Source organism: Streptomyces sp. SID3343, assembly GCF_009865215.1.
Taxonomy (GTDB): Bacteria; Actinomycetota; Actinomycetes; order Streptomycetales; family Streptomycetaceae; genus Embleya.
In genome coordinates this window covers 1-17,232 of sequence record NZ_WWJX01001030.1, presented here as the reverse complement: position 1 = coordinate 17,232, position 17,232 = coordinate 1, and the positions used below count along the sequence as shown (strand labels likewise).

17 protein-coding genes are annotated in these 17,232 nt (G+C 71.8%); 10 read left to right on the top strand and 7 right to left on the bottom strand.

All coding sequences use genetic code 11. The features are described 5' to 3' along the window. Positions 1-55 precede the first annotated feature (55 nt). Positions 56-247 carry a DUF5999 family protein gene (locus tag GT354_RS54790; protein ID WP_237535685.1) on the bottom strand — a complete coding sequence of 64 codons (192 nt, stop codon included), beginning with the start codon at positions 245-247 and terminating at the stop codon, positions 56-58. Between the two features lie 280 nt (positions 248-527). Between GT354_RS54790 and GT354_RS32105 the strand changes: the two genes are divergently transcribed. Both GT354_RS32105 and GT354_RS32100 read left to right on the top strand, forming a co-directional pair. After that, a complete protein-coding gene (locus GT354_RS32105) occupies positions 528-1,112 on the top strand; it encodes a hypothetical protein (protein WP_161359894.1) in 585 nt (194 codons plus the stop codon). Positions 1,113-1,134: 22 nt separating this feature from the next. Beyond that, a complete protein-coding gene (locus tag GT354_RS32100; RefSeq protein WP_161359893.1) occupies positions 1,135-2,445 on the top strand; it encodes a histidine kinase in 1,311 nt (436 codons plus the stop codon). A gap of 51 nt (positions 2,446-2,496) precedes the next feature. Here GT354_RS32100 and GT354_RS32095 read toward each other — a convergent pair whose 3' ends face one another. Then, positions 2,497-3,417, bottom strand: coding sequence for an MBL fold metallo-hydrolase (locus GT354_RS32095; protein WP_346012274.1), 921 nt, complete (start codon positions 3,415-3,417; stop codon positions 2,497-2,499). A gap of 239 nt (positions 3,418-3,656) precedes the next feature. On the opposite strand from GT354_RS32095, the gene GT354_RS32090 reads away from it, so the two are divergent. Beyond that, the gene (locus GT354_RS32090; RefSeq protein WP_161359892.1) at positions 3,657-4,553 is read left to right on the top strand and encodes a D-hexose-6-phosphate mutarotase; all 897 of its coding nucleotides are present in this window, start codon (positions 3,657-3,659) and stop codon (positions 4,551-4,553) included. 22 nt (positions 4,554-4,575) lie between these two features. Here GT354_RS32090 and GT354_RS32085 read toward each other — a convergent pair whose 3' ends face one another. Continuing rightward, positions 4,576-5,016 (bottom strand): NTP pyrophosphohydrolase, encoded by a 441-nt coding sequence (locus GT354_RS32085; RefSeq protein ID WP_161359891.1) that lies wholly within the window; start codon positions 5,014-5,016, stop codon positions 4,576-4,578. Between the two features lie 105 nt (positions 5,017-5,121). Here GT354_RS32085 and GT354_RS32080 point away from each other — a divergent pair, with 105 nt between their 5' ends. Beyond that, entirely contained in the window at positions 5,122-6,711 is a 1,590-nt protein-coding gene (locus GT354_RS32080) for an amidase family protein (RefSeq protein WP_161359890.1), read from the top strand. 116 nt (positions 6,712-6,827) lie between these two features. After that, positions 6,828-7,100 (top strand): DUF1876 domain-containing protein, encoded by a 273-nt coding sequence (locus tag GT354_RS32075; protein ID WP_161359889.1) that lies wholly within the window; start codon positions 6,828-6,830, stop codon positions 7,098-7,100. 120 nt (positions 7,101-7,220) lie between these two features. Here GT354_RS32075 and GT354_RS32070 read toward each other — a convergent pair whose 3' ends face one another. From GT354_RS32070 to GT354_RS32055, 4 genes are read right to left on the bottom strand one after another with little or no spacing between them, the layout of a single operon-like run. Further along, positions 7,221-8,084: a carbohydrate ABC transporter permease gene (locus GT354_RS32070; RefSeq protein WP_161359888.1), complete on the bottom strand. Its 864-nt coding sequence runs from the start codon at positions 8,082-8,084 to the stop codon at positions 7,221-7,223. Continuing rightward, a complete protein-coding gene (locus tag GT354_RS32065) occupies positions 8,081-9,070 on the bottom strand; it encodes a sugar ABC transporter permease (protein ID WP_161359887.1) in 990 nt (329 codons plus the stop codon). The genes GT354_RS32070 and GT354_RS32065 overlap by 4 nt, the downstream gene beginning before the upstream one ends. Next, complete coding sequence (locus tag GT354_RS32060; protein WP_161359886.1) at positions 9,067-10,458, bottom strand: extracellular solute-binding protein; 1,392 nt, start codon at positions 10,456-10,458, stop codon at positions 9,067-9,069. The genes GT354_RS32065 and GT354_RS32060 overlap by 4 nt, the downstream gene beginning before the upstream one ends. 59 nt (positions 10,459-10,517) lie before the next feature. Beyond that, on the bottom strand, positions 10,518-11,312 hold the full coding sequence (locus GT354_RS32055; protein ID WP_202512547.1) for a glucose 1-dehydrogenase: 795 nt from the start codon (positions 11,310-11,312) through the stop codon (positions 10,518-10,520). A 411-nt stretch (positions 11,313-11,723) separates the two neighbouring features. Here GT354_RS32055 and GT354_RS32050 point away from each other — a divergent pair, with 411 nt between their 5' ends. The 5 genes from GT354_RS32050 to GT354_RS32030 all read left to right on the top strand — a co-directional run. Further along, a complete protein-coding gene (locus tag GT354_RS32050) occupies positions 11,724-12,851 on the top strand; it encodes a zinc-binding dehydrogenase (RefSeq protein WP_161359885.1) in 1,128 nt (375 codons plus the stop codon). 82 nt (positions 12,852-12,933) lie between these two features. Further along, the gene (locus GT354_RS32045; protein ID WP_161359884.1) at positions 12,934-13,674 is read left to right on the top strand and encodes a FadR/GntR family transcriptional regulator; all 741 of its coding nucleotides are present in this window, start codon (positions 12,934-12,936) and stop codon (positions 13,672-13,674) included. A 133-nt stretch (positions 13,675-13,807) separates the two neighbouring features. Beyond that, complete coding sequence (locus GT354_RS32040; RefSeq protein ID WP_161359883.1) at positions 13,808-15,538, top strand: IlvD/Edd family dehydratase; 1,731 nt, start codon at positions 13,808-13,810, stop codon at positions 15,536-15,538. Between the two features lie 69 nt (positions 15,539-15,607). Then, positions 15,608-16,537: a dihydrodipicolinate synthase family protein gene (locus tag GT354_RS32035; protein WP_161359882.1), complete on the top strand. Its 930-nt coding sequence runs from the start codon at positions 15,608-15,610 to the stop codon at positions 16,535-16,537. Next, positions 16,534-17,232, top strand: a 699-nt coding sequence (locus GT354_RS32030) for a sugar kinase (protein ID WP_202512546.1), incomplete at its 3' end; no start/stop codon positions are given. The genes GT354_RS32035 and GT354_RS32030, both read left to right, overlap by 4 nt.

Genomic DNA, 17,232 nt, shown 5'->3' with positions numbered 1-17,232 from the left:
GACACCCCCGTGGTCGGCGACTGGGACGGCAACCACACCACCACCCCCGGAGTCGTCAAAGTCTGACCCGACCTGATCCGAACCGACCCGAACCGACCGTGGGCCCTCGTTTCACCGACGATGTCGATGAAACGAGGGCCCACGCGTGACGTCGACTCCGCCCCTGCTCGGGACGGCGGCCCACGGCGTGTGCGGCCAGGTGGTCGGGAGCCGACGCGCCGGGACAGAACGGACGGTGCGGGCACATGATCTGCTTCTCTCGGTACTTCGATCGCGTGGCGGTGGGTCGGTATGTCCCACGTGGCACGTCCCCTGATCGGGAACGGTTCCACGATGCGCCCTCCGACGTCCCGGGCGGATGAGCCCGTCGCCCCGAAATCGCCGGTCCCGCAACCGGCCCGATGCGGGATCCTCGATCACCGGATCGTGGGGGAACGGCGCCGCCGATCGGACCAATGCCAAATCGCGACATACCAGGCGTCACGGTCATGCTGGAGAGGTGTTTCGTCTCGACCGGAGGGACCTCCATGCACGACCCCGCCCCCTACACCCCGCGCACGAGCGTGACCGTACACCCCGCGGAGTCCGACGGAGGACACGACGGACCGCTCGCCTTCGGCTTCCTGATCGCCGACGACGCGGTGCTGATCCCCGACCCGCCGGCCGCACTCGCGGATCCGGCCCGGCGCTTTCTCGTACGAATCACCCGGACGCCTTCCGACCACGACGATGTGGAGACCCTGCCCGTCACGACGGTGCGGGTGTCCGCGCTCGACACGGGCGACGTCCGCGCGGTGATGGCGCTGCTGGGCCTGTCCGGGCCGTCGCGGTACGGCGCCGCCGCCGAGGTACCGGAGTACACGCTGAGCCGGCTCGCCGACACCATCGCGCGCAACGACGGTGACTTGTGGGCGACCTACCGCGAACTCGGCTATCCGATCACTCGCCCCGACTCCACCCTCCCGGGAGACGGCCACAACCAGCCGGCGTGGACGCCGGACCACGTCGTCGACGACATCGGAGTATTCGCCCTGGGCGGGTGCTGGCCGTCCCGGGCCTGTGTGGTGGGGCACGACGAACCCGGCTCCGCGCCGCACCCCGGAAACGCGTAGCGCGGCAGGGGCGGGCGCGCCGATGGCTGCCGAGAGCCGGGTCGGGGGCGGAACCGGGATCGAGGGCGGAACCGGGGTCGAGGTCGGAACCGGGGCGCGCTCCCGCGCCCAGTCGATCCCGCTGCAGGACTTCGCCCTCGCCCTCGCGGTCCTGGTGCCGGACGTCTTCTACTACTCCGAGATCGCCAAGCCGGAGACCACGTGGGCCGCCCGGCTCGCGGTGCTCGGACTGGCGCTGCCCGAGGGCGCCGCCCTGGTCCTGCGCCGCCGGCTGCCGGTGACCGTGTTCGCCGTGGTCTGGGCGGTCGCGACGGCGGCCGTCCTCCTCACCCGGACCGACGTGCTGATGTTCACCCCGTACTTCGGCCTTCTGCTCGCGCTCTACACGGTGGCGGAGCAGCGGCGCCGGGCCGTCGGGCTCGTCGCCTTGGCGCTCAGCGCCGTCCCGGCGGGCCTGGTGGTGTACGACATCGTGGTCCGCAGCGCGGGGCCCGGCCACGTCTTCTCGGCGTCGCTGGGCCTGGCGATGTTCTACGTGCCACTCACGATCGCGGCCTGGGGCCTGGCCCGATGGGGCAGGGCGGCCCGGGCCGCGGCCGAGCGGGATCGGCGCGAGCTCGCCGAGGCACGCGAGGCGGTGCGGCGCGAACGCGCGAGCATCGCCCACGAGTTGCACGGCATCGTCTCGCATGCCGTGGTGGTCATGGTGATGCAGGCCGAGGAGGCCAGAAGCACCGTCTCCACCGACCCGGCGCGGGCCGACGAGGCACTCGGGCACATCGAAAACCTCGGCCGCTCGGCGATGTCCGAACTCCGCCGTATGCTCCGCCTGTTGCGCACGGCCGGCATTTCCGGTGGTCATGCCGCGCGCCGGGGTCCGGACGACTTGGAACCACTCCTGGCGGACGTGCGCCGGGCCGGGGTTCTGGTCGATCTGGAGGTCCGCGGGAGCGTGGGCACGCTCGACGACAGCGTCGGCCTCACGGCCTACCGGTGCATCCAGGAGGCGCTCACCAACATCACCAAACACGCGGGCCCCGGCACGCACGCCGTCGTGCGGATCACCTGGTCCGACGTCCTGCTGATCGAGGTGGTCGACGACGGAGGCGGACGGACGTTCCCACTGTCGGGAGATCTGTCGACGGGCCACGGCCTGCTCGGGCTCGCGGAGCGGGTCGCCGTCTTCGGCGGCGAACTGAGCGCGGGCCCCTACCCATCCGCGCCTTACCCGTCCGCGCCCGACCGATCCGCCCCGCACCGCGCCGGCTTCCGCGTCGCCGCCACCCTGCCGGTGGCGAAGGCCGCCGAGGCAGGACCGCCGGGCGGTCGGTGACCCGAATGCCGGTCCCGCCTGCGACAGCCGCAGGCGCCCGTACCCGGGGGCTCACCAGCGGTGCGCGTCGAAGTCCACCGGACGAGGCGCCATGTCGCGGGTGCGAGCCGTCAACCGTCGCAGCCGGTCCGACATTTCCCGGGCGGGCAGGTGCCTGCGGTCCCCGTGTCCCGGCAGCAACCATTCGAAGTGGAGCCGGTCGACCGTGCGGGTGAGCGACGCCGCCAACTCCCGGATGGAGTACCACGTGACGTGCTCCGCGACCTCGACGTCCCCGGTCGACCGGGACCAGAAGAGGCTGTCCCCGCTGAAGCAGTAGCGCTTCTCCGCGACGAAGAGCACGCTGCCCCGGGTGTGTCCGGGAAGCGGGTAGGCGAGCATCCCCGCGTCGATCTCGACCACGTCGGTACCGCGCAGTACGCGGTCGGCGTCCGGAGCGGCGTCGAGGTCACCCTCGTGGATCCACAACCGGGCGCCGAAGCGGTCCGCGTATCGGCGGCCGTGCGCCGCGTGGTCGCGATGGGTGAGCAGGATGTCGGAGACGCCGCCGAGGCGCTCGTATCGGTCGGCCAACGACGCGCTCCAGCGTGGCGTGTCCACCATCATGAGATCCCCGGACGGACGCCGCACGAGGTAGGAGTTGGCGCCCGCGGTGTGTGTCGAGTTGTGGCCGCACAGGTGGACGCCGTCGTCGATGAGCAGCGGGAAGGGGTCGAGGAGCGGGTCCGGCCGCCGGGCGCGGTGCCGGATGGAACGGGTGTGGCAGGCGAACGCGGCGGCGTGCAATCGACGAAGCTCCGCGTCGTCGCGAGGTTGCCGGACGAGCTCGGACCGGCCGTCGACCTCGTGGATCAGATCCGGCGCGAGCTGCCGGGCGACGTCGCAGTTCGTACAACGCTCGTCCACGTACCAACCGGCTTCCTCGGCGCCTTCGGTCTCGTGCGCCGAACGCCCTTCGGGTGTGTCGTCCACGGTGCATCGCTCCTCACGGTGTGTGCGAACTCCCTTACCCAGGGATACCGCTGTGATCGTCGCAGAGGGAAGGGGGCCGGCTCTTGTTTTCTCCCGTCGGTACCTGTTCGGGCCCACCGGATCGGTGACGCTCCGGACACGGACGCACGCACCGTGTGGCATCACCGGGGAAGGGCCGACCGACCGGGCCGGCGCCGCGTCGGCTTGACGGATCGGTGCGCTCGTCGCAGGGTCGTGCGATGAGCGAGAAGATGTTCACCCTCCCGGTCGTACGGCAGTTGCACCCCTGCGTCAGTCTGCGCAGTCTCGACGGGATCCCCGTCGTGGTCGTCGAGCACCCCCGAGCGCGTGCCGCGGTCAGCCTGCAGGGCGCGCAGCTCTTGCTGTGGCAGCCCGACGGCGCGGAACCTGTGCTGTGGCTCGGTGACGCGGCTCCGTGGACTCCGGGCAAGGCGATCCGCGGCGGAGTACCCATCTGCTGGCCGTGGTTCGGTGGCGCCGGTTCGCCCGCGCACGGGTTCGCCCGGACCAGCACGTGGCAACTCGACGCTCACGAGGAGGGCCCCGAGGGCGTCTCGCTGGCTCTCACCCTGCGGGACTCGGCACGGACTCGCGAGCTGTGGCCGCACGCCTTCACCCTGACCACCCGAATCGGTATCGGCAGGGAATGCTCCGTCGACGTCGAGGCCCACGGCGACCACGACAGCACCGCCGCCCTGCACACCTACCTGCGCGTGGGTGACCTGGACGGGGTGCAGCTGTCGGGTCTGGGCGGGGAGTTCGTCGACAAGCTGCGCGACGACGCCCGATTCCCGAGCGACGGTACGCTCGTGCCCACCGGCCACTTCGATCGCATCTACGCGGAACCGTCCGGGATCAGCCGGGTGGTCGATCACCGGTTCGAGCGTGCCGTCGAGGTACGACACCGCCACCACAGCGACGTGGTGGTGTGGAACCCCGGCCCGGAGCTGTCCCACAGCATGGCCGACCTCGGGGACGAGTCCTACCGGGAGTTCGTCTGCGTGGAGACCGCCCGCGTCAGTCGCCCGATGGCGACCGCGCCGGACGCACCGTCCCACCTGGCGATGCGACTGCGCGTCGACGGCCTGCACGCCGCCGCGCCGATCCCGTCGTAAACGAGCCGCACGTCGAGCCGGATCACCGCGGCCGGACCGCGCGGGGGCCGATCACGTCGGCCCCCAACGCGCTTACCCGCGAGCGTAGTTCGCGGTCGGCGGTGACGACCAGGCAGCGCCGCGGCGACGGTCCGTCCCGTTCGGCCGCGGCGAGTCGGACCAGGCGATCGTCGCCGCTGCCCTCGGCGGCGACCACCCGGACCTCGGGGGTGTCGGCGACGCCGCGCGCCGCTCCCTCCACCACCATGACCACCTCCAGCGGGCCGTCGCAGGCCCACTCCGGAGCTCCGCTCGCCGGTGGCAGGCCCCGCGCCGCCAACGGCGTCAGGGCGTCACGCAGGCGTTCGGCCGCCGCCTTGCGGTCCTTCCACCAGCCGTCCGGTACCGAGCCGACGACGTTGGCCGTGTCCACGATCAACACCGGGAGCCCCTCGGCGGGACGGGTCTGCGACTGTTCTGCCATCCCCCCACCCTGCCGGCCCTCCGCTCGGCCTGCCCTCCGCCCGCCCGGCCGGCCGGACCGCCGGGCACTTGTGCCGGGGCGCCGGCATGTAATGGGATGGCGCCCATGACAAAAAGAAGCGTTGCCGTACTGGTCGCCGCCTTGGTCGCCGGATGCCTGGTGACGGGGGCACCCGGTTCGCCGGCGCAGGCCGCCGGTCCCGAGGCCGCTACGTCGCCCCCGAGGCTGGGAGTCGACCTCGATACGGTCACCATTCCCGAGTTACAGGCGCGCATGGCGCGCGGTTCGTTGACCTCGTCGGCACTGACCGGCGCCTACCTGTGGCGGATCAAGACCGTCGACCCCAGGATCAACGCGGTGCTGCGCACCGATCCCACGGCCCTGCGTCAGGCGGCCGAGAGCGATGCCAGGCATCGGCGCGGCCGAACCCGCGGCCCGCTCGACGGCATCCCCGTCCTGCTCAAGGACAACGTGAACACGCGCAACATGCCGACGACGGCCGGGTCGACGGCGCTGGCGGGAAGTCCGCCGGCCGACGACGCCGCGCTGGTGACCCGGCTGCGGGACGCGGGGGCGGTGATCCTCGGCAAGACGAACCTGTCCGAGTGGGCGAACTTCCGTGCGGCCAGGCCGACATCGGGATGGTCGGCGGTGGGTGGGCAGACCAGGAATCCGTACGTGTTGGACCGCAACCCGTGTGGGTCCTCGGCCGGTTCGGGCGCCGCGCTCGCCGCGTCGTTGTCCCAGGTGGCGATCGGCACCGAGACCGACGGATCGATCGTGTGTCCGGCCGGGGCCAACGGCGTGGTCGGCCTCAAGCCCAGTCTCGGAGTGGTCGCTCAGGCCGGTGTGGTGCCGATCTCGGCCGAGCAGGACACCGCCGGACCCATGGCCCGCAATGTGACCGATGCCGCGCTCACCCTGGCGGTGATCGGCGGTGGCGAAACCTCGCGCCCGAACGACTCCTTCGACGTCGCGGGCGCGGCGAGCCGGCCCGGCGGTCTGCACGGCAAGCGGATCGGCCTGTGGCGGCTGCCCACGCTCGGGCCGGACGTGGATGCCTTGATGACGCGTACGGCGGAGCGCCTGCGCAAGGCGGGCGCCGAGGTCGTCGAGGTGAACCTCCCCTATCAGGACCGCCTCGCCGAACTCGAATTCCCGGCGCTGCTCAGCGAGTTCCACCGCGACATCGACGCCTACCTGGCCACCAGGCAGGGGCCGCGCAATCTCGCCGAACTGATCGAGTTCAACCGCGCGCACCCGGCGGAGCAGACCTGCTTCGCCGGTCAGGAGTTGTTCGAACAGGCCCTGGGCGCCCCGCCCACGACCGACCCGCGGTACCGCGCGATGCGCGCCGAGTTGAAGGATCTGTCCCGGCGGTCCATCGACGAGACCATGGCCACCCATCACCTGGACGCCATCGCCTCACCGACGAATCCGCCCGCGTGGACGACCGATTGCGCGCGGGGCGACAACGACGTGATCCCGTCCTCCACCCCGGCGGCGGTGTCCGGATACCCGTCGTTGTCGGTGCCCGCCGGCTTCGTGAACAAGTTGCCCGTCGGCCTGTTGCTGATGTCCGGCGACCACCGCGACGGCGAACTGCTGTCGCTGGGAGCCGCGGTCGAGCACCGTCTCGACGCGTGGCGGGCACCGCGCTACCTGCCGACCGTGGGGCCCGGCACCGCCGGATGAGCCACGCGTGATCCCCGGCCGACCTCATCGGCCGGGGGTCACGGGCGCGAAGGTCGCGACCGGAGCGTGGTGGGCGCATGCTGGAGACAGGGGGCGACCCCTGGAGGTGGTGTGCCATGTCCACGCTCGTCGGGTGGCATGTGGAACTGGAGTTTTCCGAAGAGGGCCAGCGCACCGGCGCGGCGGCCCTGATCAGGCTCGCCGACGGTTCCGAGATGAAGGCTCGTGGCTACGCCATGCGCCACCCCTCCGACCCGGAGCAACTACGGGTCGGGGAGGAGATCGCGGGTGCGCGTGCGCTCATGGATCTCGCGTCCCAGCTGTTGCAGAAGGCGCACGGCGAGATCGACGAGGCCTCGGGTCGGCACTCCTACCCGTTGGCCCATTAAGCCGGCCGATCCGGGCAGGCGCGGGGGCGATCGGCCGGACCCGGACGGCCGGGTGCGGCGGGCGGCGCGGAGACCGCGTCACCCGCCGCACCCGGCCCCCTCGGGTGGGAGCCGGGTCCCTCAACCCTTGACGGCTCCCATCGTCAGCCCCCGGACCAGGAACTTCTGGAACACCAGCACGATCACGAACGCCGGGATCAGCAGCACCGTCGCCGCCGCCGCGAGCGCACCCAGGTTCACCGACTGGAAGCCGACGAAGTTGAACAAACCGACCGGCGCCGTCGTGTGGTTCGAGGTCAGGATCAGCGCGAAGAAGAACTCGTTCCACGACAACAGGAACGACAGCACCCCGGCTCCCACCAGGCCCGGCACCGCGAGCGGCGCCATCACCCGGCGAAACGCGCCCCAGTGCGAGCAACCGTCCACCTGGGCCGCCTCCAGGAGTTCGCGCGGCAGCCCGTTGAACGTCTCGATCAGGATCCACGTCACGACGCCGATCACGATCACCACGTGCATCAGGGCAAGTCCCCACAGCGTGTCCAGCAGATCGGTGTGCTGGTAGACCAGGTAGAACGGCAGCGCCACCGCGACCGGCGGCGCCATCCGCGTCGACAGCACCCAGAACTCGTAGTCGCGGGCCTGGTGCGTACGCAGGTGCACGAGCGCGTAGGCCGCGAACAGGCCGACCACCAGGGCGATCGCGGTCGCGAGCACCGCGACCTGGAGGCTGTTGAGCAGCAGGGCCCGCATCGGCGCGTCGGTGAACGCCTGCCGGTAGGCGTCCAGGACCGGCTCGAAGAGCCACTTCGGCGGGATCGAGGTGGTGTCGAGCGGCTTCTTGAAGCCCATCTGCACGAGCCAGTAGATCGGGAACAGGCTCCAGAGCGTGAACACGGTCAGGCCCAGGGCGCGCAACGCGGCGGTCGCCGGGCGGGCCTCCATCGGGTTGCGTCGTCGTGTGGCAAGGAAGGGGCGGCGGCTCATGCCCTGGCCTCCCGTCGCATGAAACGCATGAACACCTTTCCGAACACGATCGCGACGATCAGCAACAGCGTGGACACTGCGGCGCCCTTGCCGAAGTCGAGGAATTGCAGGCCCGTGCGATACGCGAGCATGTTGAGGGTGGTGGTCGCGTCGCCGGGTCCGCCCGCGGTGAGCACCTGGAAGCTGTCGAACGCCTTGAGCGAGTCGATGCCGCGAAAGAGCACCGCCAGCATCAGGAACGGCTTGATGTGCGGCAGGACGACGTAGCGCAGCCGCTGCGCCCAGTTCGCCCCGTCGACGTGCGCGGCCTCGACGCTCTCGGCCGGCAGGCCGCTGAGCGCGCCGAGGAGGATGACCATGACGAACGGCGTCCACATCCACACGTCGACCACGATCATCGTGACCATCGCCATGGTGGGCGTGCCGAGCCAGTCGGGTTGGGGCAGGCCGACCTCGCCGAGCAGCCAGTTGACCACGCCCTGGGACGGGTCGAGCAGCACCTTCCAACCGAACAGCACCGCGACCGGTGTCGCGGCCATGGGCAGGATCAACGCGGCCCGCAGCACCCGGTGTTCGCGGCGCAGGCCGTTGAGGCCGAGGGCGACCAGGAAGCCGAGCACGAGTTGCGCGGCGACCGCGACCACGCAGAACACGAGCGTCAGGCGCAGCGCGTGCCAAAACTGCGCGCTGCCGAACAGGTCGGTGTAGTTGCGCAGTCCGACGAAGTCGCCGGACGCGCTCGCGGTACGGTCGGTGAGGCTGATCCACAGCGAGTACGCGAAGGGGAACGCGGTCAGGCCGAGCAGGATGACCGTCATCGGCGTGAGCATGAACCGCCGGAGCCGGACCATCTCGCGCGAGTCCGCGCCGACCGTGCCGCCCGCGCGGCGGCCGAGGCGTGCGCGGGTCGGGTGGTCGGGGCGTCCGGCGGTCGAGCCGTCGGGGCGGGCCGGTTCGGTGGGAGCGAGGGCGGGCGGGTTCGTCACAGCACCCCCTTGAGTGTGCGTCGGGCCTCGTCGAGCGCGCTTTGCGCGCTGCGGTCGGAGGTGAAGACGGAGTTGACCGCGCGCGCGAACGCGTCGCCGATCCTGGGCCATTGGGGGTGCATCCACGCGAGCGTGATCGGCCGGCTGTCGGCCTGTAGCAGGGTCGCGAGCGCGGCGTCGGCGGCGTCGGCCCCGAACGAGGCGCGAAAGCGCGGGTCCTGCCACGCGGACACGCGCGGCGGGGTGCCACCGGACGCGGCGATCTGCGCGGCACCCGGGCGGCTGGTGGCCCACAGCAGGAACAGCCACGCGGCGCGTTTGTGCTTGCTGCGGGCGTTGATGCCCATGATCCAGTGGAAGATGTTGGGCTTGCTGACCCCGTCGTGTGCCGGGAACGCGGCGGCCCGGATCAGGTCCGGGAAGCGGCTCTTCTTGGTGTCGCGCAGGTCGATGGACGCGTTCGAGGAGTCCTGGAGCATCGCGACCTGGCCCTGCTGCATGGCGGTGGTGATCTCCAGCCACGACCACGTCGAGACGCCCTTGGGGCACGCGGCCTTGACGATGTCGGCGTACTTTTGCACGCCGGCCGCCGCCTGCGGGGAGTCGAGCGCGAGGCCGCCGCCGGGGTCGACGAGGTAGCCGCCGTAGGAGAAGACGTATCCGGCCGCCGGCCACGCGATCGCGTCGGCGGTCGGCTTGCCGCGCAGCGCGACCCCGGAGGCGGTCTTGCCGGACTCCCCCGCGCGGCGGGCCGCGTCGTGGAAGCCGTCGAAGTCGGCCAGCGTCGCGGGATCGGTGACGACGTCTCGGCGGTAGAAGGTGACCTGGGCCTCGGCGGTGATCGCGACGCCGTATGTGGAGCCGTCGACGCGCCGCACGTAGTCGCGTGCGGTGGTGAACACGTCGGCCTGGTCGTACCACGCGGCGTCGGTCAGGGCCGGGTCGGCGAGGTAGCCGTCGAGCGGTTCGAGCCAGCCCGACTCCACGGCCTGGCCGTAGGACCAGACCATGTACACGTCGGGCGTGCCGGACTTGCCGGCGAGCGTGATCGGCATCTTGGCGACGTATTGGTCCTCGCCGGACACCTGGATCTGCACGGTGATTCCGGTGAGCTTTTGGAACTGGGCCAGGTAGGGGCGAACGGCGGTGATCCACGGGTGCTGTTCGGCGCCCAGGACCAGGGTGGTGCCCTTCTCCGCGCGCCAGTCGATGTTCGCGGCGGTGAAGGCGTCGGCGTTTTGCTCGCCGTCGCCGGTGACGCCGAGCTGGGTCGACTGGGCGCACGCGGCGAGCGCGCCGGCGGCCGGGACGGCGACGGCGAGGGCACCGGCGCGGGACAGGAAGGACCGGCGGGTGACGGCGCTCGGGCGATGTATCGGCCCGGTCATGGCGCGACCTGCAACGGCATGGCGTTCCCCTCCGGGGGTGGGTTGTCGGTAACGGTGGATCAGGGGCCGGTGTGCGCGGTCGCGTCCGGGTCCTGGAGCAGGGCGGAGCGCCCGCCGTCGATGGTGAGGCAGGTGCCGGTGACGAACGCCGACTCCTCGGCCGAGGCCAGGAAGCGGATCGCGCGGGCGACGTCGTGCGGGCGGCCGATCCGGCCGAGCGGATGCAGTGCCTCGACGCGGGCGCGTTCGGCGGCCGGGTCGGCGAAGCCGGCGAAGTACCGCTCGTTGACGGCCGTGTCGATGTAGCCCGGGGCGACGGTGTTGACCCGGATGTCGCGGGGGGCGAGTTCGATCGCGAGCGACTGGGTCAGGGCGACGACGCCGGCTTTGGCCACGTTGTACGGGAAGATGCCGGGCATCGTCGCGAAGGCGTGATTGGACGCGACGTTGACGATCGCGGCGGGTCCGTTCATCACCCGGGCCGCGGCCCGTGCGCACAGCCACACCGCGCGCAGGTCCAGGTCGAGTGCGTGGTTCCAAGTGGCCGGGTCGGCCGCGTCGGTACCCGCGAAGACATTGGCCCCGGCGTTGTTGACCAGGACGTCGAGTCGGCCGGTGAGGTCGACGGTACGGCGGATCAGGTCGTCGGGCGCCCGCTCGTCGCGCAGGTCGGCGGCCACGAAATGGGCCGAGCCGCCGGTGGCGCGCAGCGCCGTGACGACGTCGGCGCCCTCGGCCGGGTCGAGGCCGTGCACGATCACGGTCGCGCCGTCGGCGGCAAGCAGTTCGGCGGTCGCTGCGCCGATGCCCCGCGTCGAGCCGGTGACGAGCGCGGTGCGCCCTTGCCAGAACACGATGCTCGGCTCCTGTCGTGAGGGTGGTGGTCGGTGCGTCTCGATCGCGGGGCGCGCCGAGGAGGAAAGCCCTGCCCACGCGTCGCCGCGACCGATGCCGGGGTCGACCGATGCGGTCGCCGTCGATCGGCGGTGTCGACGCCGATCGGTGGTGGTCGTCGCCGATCGACGCCGTCGGTGCCGGCCGGCGGTGTCGTCGCCGCTCGGTGGTGTCGTCGTCGTTGATCGACTAGGCCATGCCTATCAGACAAGCTGCGCGCCAAACAGGGACCACCTGCGACTGTTTACCCTTCCGCAACTTCCCGAGAAGTTCCGGCCGCGACAAAACCGCAGGTGAGAGCCGAGTGAGGAACGGAGTAATTCACCGTCAGGACTTGCGTTGCCTGGCTGCTTATCTGATAGGTATGACTCATGCCTGATCTGACTGTGAACCGCGTGGTGACGCTTCCCGCCCCCAACGCGCCCCTGGAAGTGCGCGAGCAGCCGGTCCCGCCCGTGCTCGACGACCAGTTGTTGGTCCGGGTCGAACTGGCCGGGGTGTGTGCGACCGATCTGCACATCCAGCGCGGCCACATCCCCGACTTCGGATATCCGGCCACCCTGGGCCACGAACTCGTGGGCACCGTGGAGCGTCTGGGCGCCGGCTTCGGCACCGACGTGACCGGTCGGCGACTCGCGGTCGGTGACCGGGTGGTGGTGATGCCGGCGACGCCCGACGGCACGTGCCCGTCCTGCCGACGCGGCAGCCGGGTGCCGGCGTGTGACGCGTGGGACGTGATCGGCTTCGCGAATCCCGACGAACGGGCGGCGGGCGGCGGGTGGGGGCGCTACGTGCTGTGCACGTCGGCCCGGGCCCGGGTGTTCGTCACCGAGGCACCGGCCGAGGTCACCGTGCTCACCGAACCGGCTGCCACTCCCGTCGAGGGGCTGACCCGGGCCGGGCTCGGCTACGGCGACTCGGTTCTGGTCCAGGGCACCGGTACGATCGGCCTGCTCGCGATCGCCGCGGCCCGGGCGCTGGGAGCCGGACACGTCACCGCGATCGGTGGACCCGCGCGCCGCCTGGAGATCGCCCGCGCGCTCGGCGCCGACACCGTGGTCGACATCGGCGAGGTTCGTGACGGGGAGGCCCGGATCGCGCAGGTCATCGCGGCCTCGCCCGGCGGTTCGGGCCACGACGTCGTGATGGAGTGCGCCGGCGTGCCAAGCACCCTGGCCGAGGGCCTGTCCTGCCTCGCCGCGGGCGGCACCTACATCGAGCTGGGCCACTTCTCCGACGTCGGCGACGCGACCATCAATCCGTATCGCCACCTGCTCTCGCGCGACGCCCGTCTGGTCGCCGTCAGCGGCTACACCCCCGACGCGTTCCGCAAGGCGCTGCGGGTCGTGGAAAACCTCGGCGCCGCGGCCGCGGCGCTGGTCACCCACCGGTTGCCGCTGGATCGCGCGCAGGACGCGGTGGACGCGCTCTCCCCGGAGGCCGGCTACCGCCTCGACGGCACCGAGGTCGGCAAGATCGTGATCGACCCCTGGATGTGACGGGTCGTCACGAGCCGTACGGTGACGGCCGAAGCGCCCAACCGGCAGGACCACCCGTGCACATGAGGGGAACGTCGAGACGATGAGCGATACCGGTGTGTCGTGGAACGACGCGAACAATCCCGAGCAGCTGCGGCGGTCGACACTGGCCGACCGGATGGCCGAGCAGATCATCGAACGGATCATGACCCTGGGCCTGCGCCCGGGCGACGAGGTGCCCTCCGAAGGCGAGTTGGCCCGGCAGTTCGGCGCGAACCGGCTCGCGGTGCGCGAGGCGATCCGCACCCTGGTCGCCCGCGAGATCCTGGTCTCCAGCCAGGGCCGGCCCGCGCGGGTGACCGTCCCTTCGTCGCGCGTCTTCGGGCAGATGCTCGAATTCCGGTTGCGTCAGCAGTCGCTCGACCTCGACAACCTGGTCGACACCCGGCGCGTCATCGAGGGCGAACTCGTCCGCCGCGCCGCCCAGCGGGTCGCGGCGGGCGAGGTGGACGCCGCCCCGGCGCGCGCCCTCCTGGAGGAGATGGCCGGTCGGCAACACGACCGTGATCGCTTCGTAGAACTCGACGTCGCCTTCCATCACGCGATCGCCGAGCTCGCGGGCAACCGCATGCTCACCCTGATCCTGGAATCCCTGGAAGGCGTCCTGCTCGAATCGCGGCGCGCGAGCTTCGAGGGCCGCACCCGCGCCGGACTGAGCCAGGGCCGCGCGCTGCTCGCCCACGCGCGCATCCTCGACGCCATCGTGGGCGGCGACCCCGACGCGGCGGCCGGTGCGATGGCAGAGCACCTCTCCGACACCATCCAGGACCTGCGCGCACCGTGACTGCGCGCACTCCGACGGCGCGCACTCCGACGGTGTGCCTCGGACCGCGCCGGCATCCCGCCGACACCGGCCCCCCGCTACACCACCACCGCGCCACCGGCATCACCCGCACCACCCCGAAGGAGCACCGCCGATGCAGTCGCCGGACCGTCCCGCACTACGCAGCCGAAGCTGGTTCGGCGACGAGAGCAAGAACGGGTTCATCGCCCGCCACCACCTGCGCGCCGCCGGCTTCGGCACGCACAACTTCGACGGCCGTCCGGTCGTGGGCATCTGCAACACGTGGTCCGAACTGACGCCGTGCAACGGGCACTTGCGCATCCTGGGCGACGCGGTGCGGCGCGGCGTGCTGCAAGCCGGCGGGTTCCCGCTGGAGTTCCCGGTGATGTCGCTCGGTGAGCCCTTCCTGCGGCCCACGTCGATGCTCTACCGCAACCTGATGGCCATCGACGTCGAGGAGTCGCTGCGCGCGAACCCGCTCGACGCGGTCGTCCTGCTGACCGGGTGCGACAAGACCACCCCCGCCGCGCTGATGGGCGCGGCCAGCGTCGACCTGCCCGCGATCGTGCTCACCGGCGGCCCGATGCTCAACGGCAGCTTCCGCGGCAAGCCGGTCGGCTCCGGCACCGACATCTGGCGGATGAGCGAGGACCTGCGCGCGGGTCGGATCACCCGAGCCGACTTCGACGAGTTCGAGGGCAGCCTGAACCGCTCGGCCGGCCACTGCATGACGATGGGCACCGCGTCGACGATGGCCTGTTTGACCGAGGCGCTGGGCATGCAACTCCCGGGCGCCTCGGGCCTGCCCGCCGTCGACGCGCGGCGCGGCACCCTGGCCGAGGCCAGCGGCGCCCGCGCGGTCGAATTGGCCCGCGAGGGGCTGCGCCCGTCGCACATCATGACGCGCGAGGCGTTCGAGAACGCGATCGTGGTCAACGCGGCGATCGGCGGCTCCACCAACGCCGTGCTCCACCTGCTCGCGATAGCCGGCCGAGTCGGTGTGCCGCTCGACCTCGACGACTTCGACCGGCTCGCCGCCGACATGCCGCTGCTCGTGGACCTGATGCCGTCGGGACGCTTCCTGATGGAGGAGTTCGCGGCCGCGGGCGGCCTGCCCGCGCTGCTCGCCGACATCGCCGCGCACCTGCACCGCGACCCGATCACGGTGACCGGTCGCTCGCTGGCCGAGAACGTCGCGGGCGCCGAGGTGTACGACCGCCGGGTGCTGCGCGCGTTCGCCGATCCGGTGCGGCCCGCCGGCTCGGGCACCGCCGTGCTGCGCGGATCGCTGGCCCCCGACGGCGCGGTGATCAAGCAGTCGGCCGCCTCGACGCATCTGCTCGAACACCGAGGGCCGGCGCTGGTGTTCGACTCCGTCGAGGACTACGCGGCGGTCGCGGACGACCCGGAGTTGGCCGTGGACGAGAACACCGTACTCGTGGTGCGCGGGGCCGGTCCGCGCGGCTACCCGGGCATGCCGGAGGTCGGCAACCTGCCCATGCCGCGCAAGCTGCTGGAGCGCGGGATCACCGACATGGTCCGCGTCTCGGACGCCCGGATGAGCGGGACCGCGTACGGCACGTGCGTGCTGCACGTCGCACCGGAGGCCGCCGTGGGCGGACCGCTCGCGCTGGTACGCACCGGCGACGAGATCGAACTCGACGTACCCGCGCGCCGTTTGGTCCTGCACGTGGCGCAGGACGAACTCGCCCGCAGGCGAGCCGCGTGGGCGCCCCCGGCCGAGCACGCGACCCGCGGCTGGACCCGGCTGTACACCGACCACGTGCTCCAGGCCGATCGCGGCGTCGACCTCGACTTCCTGGTCGGCGCGAGCGGTGACGTGCCACCACGCAGCGCGTTTTGATCCGCGCGGTGCCGTACCTCCGGCCGTCCGTTGCGAGCCGTCGACGTTCGTTCTTTCCTGGGGAGTGACATGACCACCGACCTGCCCGCGATACCCGGCGTATCCCCCGTCCTGGAGGTGCCTTTCCACCCGGACGGCTCGCTCGACGAGGGCGGGTTCGCCACCGTCGTCGCGCGCGTGCTCGACACGGGTGTGCGCTCGGTGATGTTTCCGGGCTTCGCGTCCGAGTTCCACAAGCTCTCGGACGCCGAACGCGCTCGCCTGTCGGTGATCCTGCTCGATCGCACCCGCGAGCGCGACGACGTGTGCGCGATCGTCTCGATTCCCGATCACGGCACGGTGTCCGCGCTGGACCGGGCCCGCGAGGCGGTCGAGGCCGGGGCGGATGCGATCAACGTGCTGCCGCCGCACTTCCTGGGGCCCTCGCGCGAGGCGGTCGCCGCGCACCTTGCGGCCGTGCTCGACGCGGTCGCGCCGCTGCCGGTGATCCTGCAGTACGCGCCGGCGCAGACCGGCACCGCGCTCGACGCCGACGGCATCCGGGAGTTGGCCGCGGCGCGCCCGAACCTGCGGATGGTCAAGGTCGAGTCGCAGCCGCCGCACCGACTGGTGGCGGCGCTCGGCCGCGGTCGGCGTCCGTTGCCGGCGATGGTGGGTTACGCGGGCGTCCAACTGCCCGCGGCGCTGGACGCCGGCGCGGTGGGGGTGCAACCGGGGTGTTCGTTCGTCGAGATCTACCAGGAGATCTGGCGGCTGCACGCGTCGGGAGACCCCGCCGCGGCTCGCGGGTTGCACACCAGGCTGCTGCCGTACATCTCGACCTGGATGCAGCACGTCGAGTTGATCGTGGCGGCGGAGAAGCGCGTATCGGTTCGGCGCGGTTGGTTCGGGTCCGACCACTGTCGGGCTCCCGGGTGGGCCCTGGATCGCACCGAACTCGCCCTGGTGGACCGCTTCGTGGCGGAGTTCGCCGAGTTGCTGCCCGGGGTCGCGTCGTGAACGAGCCCGAGGTGGTGACGTTCGGCGAGGCGATGGGGTTGTTGCTGGCCGAGCCCGGCAGGCCGCTCGAACACGCCGACGTCTTCCGGCGCTCGATCGCCGGGGCCGAGTCGAACGTGGCCGTAGGTCTGGCCCGGTTGGGGCATCGGGTGGGCTGGTTCGGCCGGGTGGGCGACGACGCTTTCGGCCACACCGTGTTGCGCACGCTGCGCGGTGAGGGCGTCGACGTGTCCCGGGCCCGGGTGGACCCGGCCGCGTCCACGGGTCTGATCGTGCGCGACTGCCATCCGGAGCGGGCGATCGAGGTGCTCTACCACCGCACCGGGTCCGCGGGCAGCCGACTGGCCCGCGAGGACGTGGACCCGGCGTGGATCGGCTCGGCCCGCCTCCTGCACGTCACCGGTGTCACCGCCGCGCTGTCGCCGTCGGCGCTGGACGCGTGCGTGGCGGCGGTGGTGGCCGCGCGGTCGGCGGGCGTGACGGTGTCCTTCGACCCGAACGTGCGCCGCAAGCTGCTCGCCGCGGATCGCTGGCCGGCCCTGCTACGACCGCTGACCGAGCGGGCCGATATCGTGCTGACCGGTCTCGACGAGGCCGAGTTGCTGACCGGTTCCGCGGATCGGGCCGTCGCCGCCCGTCGTTTCCTGGATCTGGGCGCGCGGCTCGTCGTGGTCAAGGACGGCGCCAAGGGGGCG